This is a genomic window from Fructilactobacillus sp. X1R3C1 (genome assembly GCF_059901545.1).
Genome location: NZ_JBWXUT010000005.1, coordinates 33,152 through 45,437 on the forward strand (window position 1 = coordinate 33,152; position 12,286 = coordinate 45,437).

Below are 12,286 nucleotides of genomic sequence, written 5' to 3' on the forward strand. Positions count from 1 at the left end.
TTAATTTTCTAACTTAGTTTTCCATTTATACACCAAATTCATAATCTGAATTGGAGTCTTACTCATAAGATCAGTATTCTCAATGTCCTCAATAATCTTACTTTTATTTTTATCTAATGACTTATCACTTTTGGGATCATCCACTTTAAACAATGCCATTTGTTCTGAATCATTTAAATCAATTGAACTAGATGGCGTGGTAGATGCTGGGTTATCCTTATGAACGGGACTTTGAGCTTGAGTAGCATGATTATCATTACTTTTTTGTTGCTCATCATCTTCTAGCTTTAAAAGAACCGTGCTAGCACGCTTCAACAACTGATCAGGAAGGCCAGCTAACTTAGCAACATTAATCCCATAGGAACGATCGGCTGGTCCATTCATAATTTTATGAAGAAAAACCAGGTTGCCATCTTTTTCGACTGCCCCAACGTGAACGTTCTTTAAATGTTTTAACTCTTGATCTAATTCGGTTAATTCATGGTAATGAGTCGAAAATAGTGTTTTAGCACCAATATTATCATGAATATACTCAATGATAGATTGTGCAAGTGCCATGCCATCATATGTGGAAGTTCCTCGTCCAATTTCGTCAAACAAAATCAATGAATTAGCGGAAGCATGTTTCAAGGCTTCATTGGCTTCCCTCATCTCCACCATAAACGTACTTTTACCCGAAATAAGGTCATCGGCAGCACCAATTCGAGTGAAAATTTGATCGAATATGGGCATCTCGGCTGCATCAGCTGGAACAAAACACCCCATTTGTGCCAGGATTACAATTAGAGCTAGCTGTCTCATGTATGTGCTTTTACCGGACATGTTCGGACCAGTAATTAATAATTCAGAAATATCTGGATTCATTATCACATCATTTGGAACATAACTTTGAGCCCCCATCACACGCTCCACAACGGGATGACGTCCTGCTTTAATGTTCAAATCATGACCATTATTAAACTTGGGCTTTACAAATTGATACTTCTCAGAAATAGTCGCAAAGCTCTGCAAAACGTCTAAACGTGAAATCCCACTCGCTAACTTCTGAATTCGCGGAATCTGCTTTTTAATCTTATCTCTGACCTGTGTAAAAATTTCATATTCTAAACTTTTAGATTTCTCTTCTGCTTCTAAAATAATCGATTCTTTTTCTTTTAGTTCCGGTGTTGAAAAACGTTCCGCATTGGTAAGTGTCTGAAGACGTTCATACCTACTATCATCAAGTTTACCAAGATTACCTTTCGATACCTCAATATAGTAGCCAAATACTCGATTATAACCAATCTTGAGGTTATGGATCCCAGTTTCCTGACGCTCTTTAGCTTCCATATCAGCTAACCATTTTTTACCATTTTTCATGGCATCCCGATACCGATCAAGTTGTTTATTATAACCATTTCTAATGACTCCACCATCCGTGACAGAAATTGGGGGTTCTGAAACGATGGCGTCTTTTATTAATTCATACACATCATTAACATCATCGAGTTTTTGATAAATTTCATCAAACTCTGGAGTATCTAGGTCATTTAAAACATGCTTAATTTTGGGAATTTGTTCAAGTGAAGTCTCCAGCTGAATCAAGTCTCTACCGTTTACTCCGCCAAATGAAATTCGTCCAGAAAGTCGCTCTAAATCATAAACTTTAATCAAATTGTCGGAAAGCTCACTCCGCTCATAATAATTATCTAAGAGCGTCCCAACTAGATTCTGGCGTTGCTCAATCTCTTTTTGATTAATTAGCGGCCGCTCTAACCATTGCTTAAGTTTTCTACCACCCATTGCCGTTTTAGTATCGTCAACGATCCATAGCAACGTGCCACTCTTTTTGCCAGTCCTAATGTTTTTAGTTAGTTCCAGATTATATTGCGAATTATGATCAATTTTCAAAAAAGAACTTGGCTCATATCTAACTGCTGGTTGAATATGAGATAAACTACGCTTTTGTGTGTCCGAAATATAAGTTAATAACATTTTAAGGGAGTCAATTAGCGTTGGATCATCAATATTAGTAATGACATTTGACCCCACCTCAGAAGTTTGATTCTCTTTTGAAATAAGAACACCGATTTCCTTTAGTTGATGAATCAAATTATCATCGATCGAGTCGTTAACTACAATCTCTTTTGAATTAAGATTAATCACTTCGTTTAAGACAGCTTCATCGCTTGCTAACAAGCTAACCTTTAACTCACCTGTAGAAAGATCAATGTAAGAAAATCCAAAAGAATGCTCATCTTTATTATAAGTAACCGCGGTTAAGTAGTTGTTGACCTTGGCATTTTCGGCATTGGCATCAGTTTGAGTTCCAGGCGTAATTAGCTGAATAACATCCCGATCTACCATTCCCTTAGCAGTCCGAGGGTCTTCCATCTGTTCACAAATTGCTACCTTGTATCCCTTATCTACTAAGGTATCAATGTAATTTTGAACGGATTGATGAGGAACGCCACACATCGGAATGGGATTATCTGACTTCCTACTTCGTTTGGTTAAAGTTAACTCCAACAATTGCGCACCTTTAATAGCATCCTCGTTAAACAATTCATAAAAATCGCCAATTCGATAAAACAAAAAAGCATCAGGATATTGATCCTTAACTTTTTGATATTGTTGCATCATTGGCGTAGTTTGTTTTGATTTTGCCATTAACATCGCTCCTCTTTAAAATTCTTGATATGGGTGATCCTTGTTGATTAAAATATTCTTAATTTTTTTAGCTTTGCCAGACTTGTTATCGACATCAATGTAGCAACCTGACAACACTGCTGCGCCAGTCTCTTGAACCTCAAACCGATTAGGACGTGCCGTCATAAACTTATTAATAACGGGTTCAAACTTCATCCCAATCACTCCATCATCTGGTCCAGTCATCCCTGCATCAGTTAAAAAGGCCGTCCCACTTGGTAAGATTTGCCCATCACTAGTCTGCACGTGGGTATGGGTACCCACTAATGCGGAGATTTTCCCATCCAAATGAAGCGCCATGGCCTTCTTTTCACTAGTAGTTTCGGCATGAAAATCCACAAAGATGATATTAAACCCATTGGTATGTAGCTTATCAAGAAGCGCATCCACTTTACTAAATGGATCATCAATTTCATCCATAAACACGCGACCTTGAAGATTAATCACAGCTACCTTACTACCATTAACGTTCATTTCTATGTAGCCCTTTCCTGGGACATCTTTTCCAGGATAGTTAAGGGGACGAATTAAATTTTGGGTTTGATTAATAAAATCAAAAATTTCTGGATTATTCCAGGCATGATTCCCCAAAGTAATCACGTCTGCTCCGGCATGCATAATTTTTAAATAAAGATCATGATTAATCCCACGTCCCACCTTTGTTGCATTTTCGCCATTCACAATGGTTACCTGTGGTTTTAAGTCATGTTTTAGCAAGGGTAGATATTTTTCTACCGTTGCCACCCCAATATTGCCAACCGTGTCACCTAAAAATAAAAATCGCATATCCGCTCTCCATCTTCTACTGTAATACCCTTATTTTACACTGATAAATCAAAATAAAAAAGACCAGGATAATCTCTGATCTTTTACTTGGCATATTCAACTGAGCGGACTTCCCGAATCACATCTACCTTGACATGACCAGGATGATTCATTTCCTTTTCAATCTTATCTTTAATATCTCTGGCAAGTACAATTGCTTCTGTGTCAGAAATCTTTTCGGGTTTGGCAATCACTCTAATTTCGCGACCCGCCTGAACTGCATAACTCTTGGAAACCTCGTCAAAACTATTACTAATTTTTTCAAGTTTATCTAAACGATGAACGAAGCTTTCAAGTGAATCACTCTTTGCACCAGGTCGTGCCATTGAAATCTTATCGGCAACATCAACTAATTCTGAAATCATATAATGTGGCTCACTTTTTTGACCACCTAATTGAATTGTATCAATTACTTCTGGGCTCTCACCATATTTCTTTGCAATATCAATCCCAGCATCAACGTATGAAACATCAGTTCCACTATTTGACGACAGACCAATCTCACGCAACAATCCCGCTCTTTTCGCTAATGTAACATCTTCACCTAACTCAGCAGCAAACACTCCCGCCAATTTTGCTACTTGAATGGAGCGTGATAAAACATTTTGTCCATATGAAATTTTATATTTCAATTGACCAATTAATTTAATCAAATCGGGGTTCATTGAATGAATCCCTAAATCAAAGACAACGTTTTCCCCAGTCTCTTGAATTTGAGCATCGAGTTCTTTTTTACTCTTCTCAACCATTTCTTCAATACGTGCTGGATGAATCCTTCCGTCTTTAATCAACTTTTCAAGTGCCATTTTGGCGACTTCACGTCGAACTGGATTAAAACCACTTAAAACCACCGCATTGGGAGTATCATCAATAATTAGATCAATCCCAGTCAATGATTCAAAGGTTCTAATGTTTCGACCCTCACGTCCAATGATTCTACCTTTCATATCATCATTGGGTAAAGTTACTACAGACACAGTAGTCTCTGAGACAATATCAGCAGAACTCTGTTGAAGTGCTTCAACAATCAAGTTTTTAGCATCCTTAGCAGAAGCTTCTTTAGCAGCATCGTAACTCTCTTTAATCATTTGAGCACGGGTATCAGCCAATTCTTGCTTAGTCTCATCAATTACCATCGTACGAGCTTCCTCTTTAGTTAAATTAGAAACTCTGGCAACTTCCTGTTGCCGTTTTTCAATAAGTGAATCTGCTTTTTGTTGTTTCTTTGTCAGTTCTTGCTTTTCTTTTTCAAGTTTTTCTTCTTGCCGTTCCAAAGAATTATCACGTTTCTCAAACGCACTATCCTTTCTATCAAGCGTTTCTTCACGTTTCAACAAACGATCTTCTTGTTTTTGAACTTCAAGACGACGCTTTTTCAACTCTTTTTCTACTTGAAGTCGATAAGCATTCCCCTTCTCTTTTGCCTCTAAACTAGCTTCTTTAAGCGAGTTCTCAGCTTGCTTTTCAGCATCAGAAAGGATATCTTTTGCGCTTTCATGAGCAGCATCTAACTTCTTCTCAGATACCTGCTTATAGGTGAACTGACCAATCAAAAAACCAACAACGACAGCGATAACAGCGGAAACAACTGTAACTATCATTTACATATGCCTCCGTATCACTAATAAAAAATTTATTTAAATAACTAGCATAAACGTTATTCACTTCTTAATTCTAAAGTTTAGAAAAATTAGTGTCAACTAGTATGTACAAAATAGGAGAACCAATATCCTCCTATTTTCACTTTAAATTATCATAAATCATTTTAAGACCGCATTTTGTAGCGTAATCACGAATTTCATTTCGATCCTTGCCAAAATTAAATTCACGGGTCTTAACCTCACCATCAGGTAATGAAATTCCTACCCAGAAATTCCCAGCAGGATGTCCCTCCAATTCATCAGGTCCAGCAACTCCAGTAAAAGAAACCGAAACGTCAGTATTGAGAATTGCTTTCGAATTTTTAGCCATCCAAACAGCCGTCTCAGATGAAACCACTCCATGCTTATCAATCACTTCGCTTGGAATGTGCAAGACACCCTCTTTCACTTTAACCGAATAAGTCACAAATCCGCCTGGGAAAACCTCAGAGACACCTGAGACATCACCAAGCCGACTCTGAAACATCCCAGCAGTAAGTGATTCTGCCGCAGTGATTGACAATGCTTTCTTTTTAAGGATATTAACAGCTACTTTAGCCAATGAGTTATCATCACCAAAACCATAGAAATATTTCCCTACAATTGAGTTTACTTTAAAGATCATTTCATCAATTAAATGATCGACATCTGATTTTTTCTTTCCACTCGCAGTAATTCTTAGGGTAACTTCATTTCGCTTAGCGTACGTTGCTAAAGTTGGATTCGTTTGATGAGAAATCAAGGGCTTTAATTGGTCCTCAAGTTCTGTTTCACCAATTCCAAAGAAACGCATTACTTTGGAAGCAATAACGGGATTACCACTAGCTAATTTAGTCAAAATTGGAAGTGCATATTTAGTAAACATGTGTTGCATCTCAACTGGTGGTCCCGGTAAAACCAAGTAATCACAGTTTTTAGTCCTTAAAAACATACCAACAGCAAAACCATTATCATTTGGTAATACAGTCGAACCGTGGATATATTCAGCTTGAATATCAGCATTTTGAGGCTTTTCCATTGGATAATTTTTATGAAAATGATTAATTTTTTCCAGTGCTTTTTGATTCGTATCTAACCCAAGACCCAAATGCTTAGCTAGCACAATCTTAGTAATGTCATCTTCGGTAGGACCTAACCCACCTGTTAAAACCACTAAGTTGCTTCGACTTTCAGCAAGCTTTATAACAGCTTCTAACCGTTTGTAATTATCTCCAACGGTGTCTTGAAAGTAAACATCAATTCCTAAATTTGCCAGATGACGCGCAATAAAGGGCGCACTGGTGTCAGTAATTTCACCAAGGAGAATTTCCGTCCCAACTGATATTATTTCAGCATTCATCAAACCACTCCTAACTGTATTAATTAAAATGAATCAGAAAAAACTTTTCGGTTCTTGTAAAAGTACTCAATGCCAGAGTAAATGGTAAAGAATAAGCAGATGTACAAACAGATTTGGCCCATCGGAAGATTAATGTTATTAAATAATGCATTATTTAATAACAGAATAATAATCGCAATCATCTGGAAAAAGGTTTTAATCTTGCCTGGCCACGCAGCCGCAACAACTTCACCATCATTTTCAACAACAATTAAACGTAAACCAGTCACGGCTAATTCACGACAAACAATGATAGCCGCAATCCAACTAGCAACACTGCCAAGACCAACTAAGACAATGAAGGCACACATTACCAACATCTTATCCGCTAACGGGTCAGCGAATTTCCCAAAATTAGTCACTAGGTGTCGTCTTCTCGCAATTTGACCATCCAAAAAGTCCGTTAACGCTGCCACAATGAATACCACGGTAGCTAAAACCTGTGTAACTGGAATCATGGTTCCCACGATCATCACGCTGCCAAGATCCATTGGCACAACCAGTAAAATTAAAAATATTGGTATTAAAATTATTCTAAATAAAGTTAATTTATTTGGTAAGTTCAAAAGTTTATCCTCCTGAGGTTAAACGCTAAAATAACGACCTGCTATCTTTAACAGATCGTTATTTAGGTTTGGGTTAAAGTTTATCTGTAATTTTAAAAGTGACATTTCTAACTTGAGCATTCCCATTGTTAGCGGGCTTCTCTAAATTAGCTTTTTGACCGTTAATCGTGATGTCAGTAGCGGGGGCATTGCCGAGGTTAACGTTAAATTCTTTCGTGTTAGCAGGAATGGTGACATCATGAGTCTGGTTGGGATTTAAAGTTCCCTGCCAAACCTGTGATCCATTAACCGAAACAGCTGACCAAGACTTAGCATTTCCCTTTAAAGTGACCTTTGTTTCTTTTTCATTGGTTTTAACATTGTACTCGTTCTCATTAGCACCCTTAGCAATCTGGGTTCCTTGATTATTCTGATTCTTTGTTTTGGCCTCTTTGGCCTTATCCTGAGCGGCCTTCTTCGAACGCGAGCTGGCCATCGAACTTGAACTATCCGAAGATACGGAAACAGACGTTGTACTTGAAGTAGTATCTGAATTGTGATGAGCTAACTTTCCGGCTCCAACCCAGATGACGCCAATGATAATAATCACAATGACCACAATTCCAACAATCGGAATTAGTTTCTTCACACCAGATCCTGAACTCGTTGAGTGATGTCTAACAGAACGTTGTTTGGGCATCTCAGACTGAACTGGTTGAGGATTTTCCTTAATGTTATTTTGACCCTCACCGTTATCGTCCTCAGAAGAGCCAAACTTTTCTCCACCAGGAAGCTCGGAGTCATATTTTTGAATAAACTCGCTTCCGTTTAAACCAACTGCATCTGCAAACTGTTTAACAAAAGCACGAACGTAAAAATCACCAGGCAGTGCCTTAAAGTCATCTTGTTCAATTGCTTCTAAATAACGTTTTTGAATTTTAGTTTTCTTTTGAACGTCATCAATTGAAATTCCTGAGTCAACTCTAGCCTTACGCAATAATTGACCAATGTTTACACTTTTTTGATTTTTTTCTTCTTTATCCATATGTAAAACCCCATCGTTTTAGATTTCATTGTCAGTATATCACAACGCGTTACCTTAAAAAAAGATATACATTAGGAAATAACCTTCAAAGTTGTTTTATTAAAGTCAAAGAATTTACTAGCAAAATCAATTACCTCATGAACGGAAAGTTGGTTTAAGATTTGAACCTCATCAAAAAGATTGGTATATCCATTTAGTGGATCTCCCATTTGATTCGCAATAGCCGAGTTGGAATTCATAAGTGAAATATACTGTCCAATTTCTTCTCGTTTAATTAGGTTAAAAATCTTAGACAATTTTGCGTCGTCATTTAATCCATTCTTAATTTCACGTTCAACGGCTTTTCGAAACTCTTCTGGACGATTTGAATCCTCTACAAAGATCACAAATTGATAACCATCTTCTAGATCAAAGTCATAACCAAACGAATCATTTATGATCTCCTTGGAATAGAGTTTTTGATATGGCTCAGCATCTTCAGAAAAAATCATCGACAAAAACAATCCCAGTGATAATTCGTTTTTAGTGAATTGGACCCCACTACTAATCTCGTCAGGTCCTCTAAATCCAACCGCAACTTTCCCTGTTGTCAAATTCATAGTAGTATGCTCATCTGATATAATCGAGCTTTTCTTAATGGCATCGTTCGTTTGCCGCTTCAAGGTTAAAATCTCAGATTGACTAATTGAGGGAATGGTTCTTTCAAGTCTTTCAATCCTTTCAATCGCATCACTCTCGTTGACATTTCCAACGAGCATTAAATCCATATTGTTTGGAACATAATACTGGTTATACATTGCATACAAGTCTTCTGTCGTAATTTTGGCAATTGAATCAATTGTGCCCGCAATATCATGATCAAGTGGAGAGTTATGATACATATTTCCGATCGTATCAAAATAAATTCTAGAACCGGGATCATCTTGATACATCATAATTTCCTGTCCAATGATGCCCTGCTCTTTTTGAACTTTTTTTTCGTCAAAATACGGATGCTGAACCAAATCAACTAAAACATCTAAATTATCACCAACATGATTAGTTGTATTGAAAAGATAACTGGTTTGATCAAAACTCGTAAACGCATTTGAATCCGATCCAAATTTTCCAAACTGATCACTTGAATCATAATTTTGTTTATCAAACATTTTATGTTCCAAAAAATGAGCAATTCCGAGCGGCATCTTTCGGGATCGTTTATTTTCCAAAATCAAATTATTAATTGCACCAAAATGAACGTTTAAAATGCCGTAGGTTGAATGAAATCCTGGCTTAGAGTCAATAAATACTTTCATTCCGTTATCTAATTGATAGCGGTAAACCGTTTCATTTAGCTTGTCATACTTAATTTCAACCATTATTAATTCCTTCCAATAAAAATTTAGCCCGCAATTTAAACTTCGAAGCTACTTGACTTACATCGTCACTGGTAACCCCTCTAACTCTATTAATCCATTGACTGGGGCTCAAATCGATCCCATATAGTTCATTAATAAAATCACCATTAAGCGTTCGGCGTTGGCTATCAAATTTAGAATAATATCCATCAATCAATGCTGATTTAATGTCTAAAAATCGCTGATCCAAATACTCTTGTTTCTGAATTAAACTAACTTGCTCACCAATTAACTGGCTAACTTGATCCACGTCCACCGCGTTAATGCCACTTTCAATTAACACATACCCCAAAGTAGAATTATAATTACTCGAAATGTAATATGCTAAGCTATGTTTTTCACGAATATTGTGAAACATTAATGATTGTTGGGCTCCCCCAAGCAAAGCATTAAAAACAATTGCTGCGTAATAGTCATCATCATTTACGAAAATGGGAAAATCAAAAGCTAAATCAAACTTGGATTGTTCTCCATTAATTTTTTCAACCTGAGTCCTGATCGGTAAGGGGCTAAAATTGCGATTCATTGGCTCATTAAATTCCCTTCTGGGTAAAAACGGTAGATGCGTCTCAATCATCTGAGTTTGTTTCTCCGAAAGATCGCCTAAAATCGAAATATAAATCTCGTTGTTTTTAAGAAGGTTCCCCCACTCTTTCACAACGGCTGCATTTTCTAAGTTTTTAATTTGCTCCTGATTTCCAATGATTGAATTGGCATAATTGGGTTGGTCGGAAAAGTAAAGCTCTCGAGCTCTCTTCGCTGCATAATAACGATGGTCATCATTAAGAGAATCTAAATATTGAATTAAATTTTTTCGTTGAATTTCAAATTGTTCATTGACGTAATGTTCACCATCAAGGTTGGGATGAAAAATAACTTCTGAAAGAAAAGTTAACGCATCGTCAAAAACATCAGAATTATCCAACGTAAATTCATCATTAACAAAGCTCATAACCACTCTCAACACACTGCGATTGCCAACTTTAAACACATTTGTTCCAAAGCTGGCACCAAATAGTTCGGAAAGTCTTCTAGCCAACTTTAATTTTGAATCGTACTTGTGACTATAATTTTCCATCATTTCAGAAACCATGGTTCTAGCAGAATAATCTGCATAGTTTAACGGGGCAACAAAGTCAATTGTGATCGCTGTTGTTTTGAATTTATTACTCTCATGAACATTTAAATGAACCCCATTTGTGATTGTTTTTTTCAAACTAATTCCTCCAAAATAAAAAGTTCCCATAGAAAGAATTCTAAGAGAACTTTATCAATTAGTATAACTAATTCTTTGTAAATACGTGTTTGAATTTAGACCAAAACCCTTTTTTCTGTGGCTTAATTTTCATCAATGGAACGGTTTCTCCAAGCAAGCGTCGTGCGATGTTACGATAAGCCGTTGATGCAGGATCATCAGTGTCTAAAACTACTGGTTCGCCATGATTTGAAGTAGTAATCACCTTATCATCATCAACTACAACTCCAAGTAAACTAATTCCCAGGTGATGAGTAATTTCGTCAACATCCATTACATCGCCATTGTCCATCATACTTGGTCGAACTCGATTAATAACCAACCTTGGAGCTTCTTTTAAAGGATGCTTTCCTAATAGCCCTACAATTCGATCTGCATCTCGAACCGCAGAAATTTCCGGTGTGGTAACCACAATGGCACTATCTGCTCCGGCAACGGAATTGAGAAACCCTTGTTCAATTCCTGCCGGACAATCAATCAACACGAAATCAAACTGTGGCTTTAATTCATCAACAATATCTTTAACTTGGTCCTCTTTTAAGGCCGATTTATCTGTATTTTGAGCGGCTGGTAATAAGTATAAATTATCGTCAAAGCGTTTATCCTTTACCAATGCTTTTTGCAGTGGAACCCGTCCATTGGCAACGTCAACGATGTCATACATAATTCGATTATCTAGTCCAAGAACCACGTCAAGGTTTCTAAGGCCGATATCCAAATCCATCAAACAGACGCGCTTCCCCATTAAGGCTAAAGCAGTCCCGATGTTAGCTGAAGTAGTTGTTTTACCAACTCCACCCTTTCCAGAGGTAATAACGATTGCTTTTCCCATTATTCGGTTCCTCCTATTCGATTATAAAACTTCGGACTAATGTCTTTAATCTGATCTAAATTGCCATACTCGATAGTATGTAAGTCATTAATGTAAATAACAGTACGGCTGTTTTCAGAAATTCTATTCTTATTATCGCTGACGATATCAAACTGTTCTCCGATCCGAACCTGCTGGGCATCGTTTAAGTTGCCAATTACAATGGCCTCTTCATCGTTCGGAAATCCAGCGTGCACAATTCCTCTCACATATCCTAAATTATAAACGTTACCGCCCGCAAGTAATTTACCTCCCTCATGAATGGCACCAAAAAAAAGGACGTCGCCCTTGGCTGTAATCTCTTCACCATTTCTGATGGTTCTCCCAATGACGGAAACCTTATTTAAGTCCCGGATTCGGTATGCTTCTGATGTAGTAACTACATCAGCCATAAATCGCCTGATACTCATCCTTGGATATTTAGAAACAATCTCCCTTAACGTTTGCTTTTGCGCTCCAGTGAGAATCCGATTCCCGGTAAAAACATCAAAAGAAAATTGTTTAGCATTCCCTAACTCTTTTCCACTACTAAGTTGTTCCATCAAGTTCTTGAATTCATTAATGTCACTATCAAAACTACTGGTATCAGAAATATTAATTTCATAACCATTTTGAGTACCCTTTAAAACTACATTTTCCATA

At 37.1% G+C, this 12,286-nt stretch carries 10 protein-coding genes; all 10 read right to left on the reverse strand.

Annotation, left to right across the window (positions count from 1 at the left end; translation table 11 throughout):
* A complete protein-coding gene (mutS, locus tag AC6UD8_RS05900; protein ID WP_500699825.1) occupies window positions 1–2,649 on the reverse strand; it encodes a DNA mismatch repair protein MutS in 2,649 nt (882 codons plus the stop codon).
* Between the two features lie 15 nt (window positions 2,650–2,664).
* A complete protein-coding gene (locus AC6UD8_RS05905; RefSeq protein ID WP_500699824.1) occupies window positions 2,665–3,474 on the reverse strand; it encodes a TIGR00282 family metallophosphoesterase in 810 nt (269 codons plus the stop codon).
* 83 nt (window positions 3,475–3,557) lie between these two features.
* A complete protein-coding gene (gene rny / locus AC6UD8_RS05910; protein WP_500696083.1) occupies window positions 3,558–5,114 on the reverse strand; it encodes a ribonuclease Y in 1,557 nt (518 codons plus the stop codon).
* Between the two features lie 139 nt (window positions 5,115–5,253).
* Window positions 5,254–6,492, reverse strand: coding sequence for a competence/damage-inducible protein A (locus AC6UD8_RS05915; RefSeq protein ID WP_500699823.1), 1,239 nt, complete (start codon window positions 6,490–6,492; stop codon window positions 5,254–5,256).
* Between the two features lie 23 nt (window positions 6,493–6,515).
* Window positions 6,516–7,097 carry a CDP-diacylglycerol--glycerol-3-phosphate 3-phosphatidyltransferase gene (gene pgsA / locus AC6UD8_RS05920; RefSeq protein ID WP_500699822.1) on the reverse strand — a complete coding sequence of 194 codons (582 nt, stop codon included), beginning with the start codon at window positions 7,095–7,097 and terminating at the stop codon, window positions 6,516–6,518.
* Between the two features lie 73 nt (window positions 7,098–7,170).
* Window positions 7,171–8,121, reverse strand: coding sequence for a helix-turn-helix domain-containing protein (locus AC6UD8_RS05925; RefSeq protein WP_500699821.1), 951 nt, complete (start codon window positions 8,119–8,121; stop codon window positions 7,171–7,173).
* A 71-nt stretch (window positions 8,122–8,192) separates the two neighbouring features.
* Window positions 8,193–9,479: an EF-P 5-aminopentanol modification-associated protein YfmH gene (gene yfmH, locus AC6UD8_RS05930; protein WP_500699820.1), complete on the reverse strand. Its 1,287-nt coding sequence runs from the start codon at window positions 9,477–9,479 to the stop codon at window positions 8,193–8,195.
* The gene (yfmF, locus tag AC6UD8_RS05935; protein WP_500699819.1) at window positions 9,472–10,734 is read right to left on the reverse strand and encodes an EF-P 5-aminopentanol modification-associated protein YfmF; all 1,263 of its coding nucleotides are present in this window, start codon (window positions 10,732–10,734) and stop codon (window positions 9,472–9,474) included. Before yfmF ends, yfmH begins: the two co-directional genes overlap by 8 nt.
* A 67-nt stretch (window positions 10,735–10,801) precedes the next feature.
* Complete coding sequence (gene minD / locus AC6UD8_RS05940; protein ID WP_500694377.1) at window positions 10,802–11,605, reverse strand: septum site-determining protein MinD; 804 nt, start codon at window positions 11,603–11,605, stop codon at window positions 10,802–10,804.
* A complete protein-coding gene (locus tag AC6UD8_RS05945; RefSeq protein WP_500694376.1) occupies window positions 11,605–12,285 on the reverse strand; it encodes a septum site-determining protein MinC in 681 nt (226 codons plus the stop codon). Before AC6UD8_RS05945 ends, minD begins: the two co-directional genes overlap by 1 nt.
* Window position 12,286 lies beyond the last annotated feature (1 nt).

Coding starts and splice junctions, on each gene's coding strand:
- mutS (WP_500699825.1), bottom strand. CDS start 2,649: ATGGCAAAATCAAAACAAACTACGCCAATGATGCAACAATATCAAAAA.
- AC6UD8_RS05905 (WP_500699824.1), bottom strand. CDS start 3,474: ATGCGATTTTTATTTTTAGGTGACACGGTTGGCAATATTGGGGTGGCA.
- rny (WP_500696083.1), bottom strand. CDS start 5,114: ATGATAGTTACAGTTGTTTCCGCTGTTATCGCTGTCGTTGTTGGTTTT.
- AC6UD8_RS05915 (WP_500699823.1), bottom strand. CDS start 6,492: ATGAATGCTGAAATAATATCAGTTGGGACGGAAATTCTCCTTGGTGAA.
- AC6UD8_RS05925 (WP_500699821.1), bottom strand. CDS start 8,121: ATGGATAAAGAAGAAAAAAATCAAAAAAGTGTAAACATTGGTCAATTA.
- yfmH (WP_500699820.1), bottom strand. CDS start 9,479: ATGGTTGAAATTAAGTATGACAAGCTAAATGAAACGGTTTACCGCTAT.
- minD (WP_500694377.1), bottom strand. CDS start 11,605: ATGGGAAAAGCAATCGTTATTACCTCTGGAAAGGGTGGAGTTGGTAAA.
- AC6UD8_RS05945 (WP_500694376.1), bottom strand. CDS start 12,285: ATGGAAAATGTAGTTTTAAAGGGTACTCAAAATGGTTATGAAATTAAT.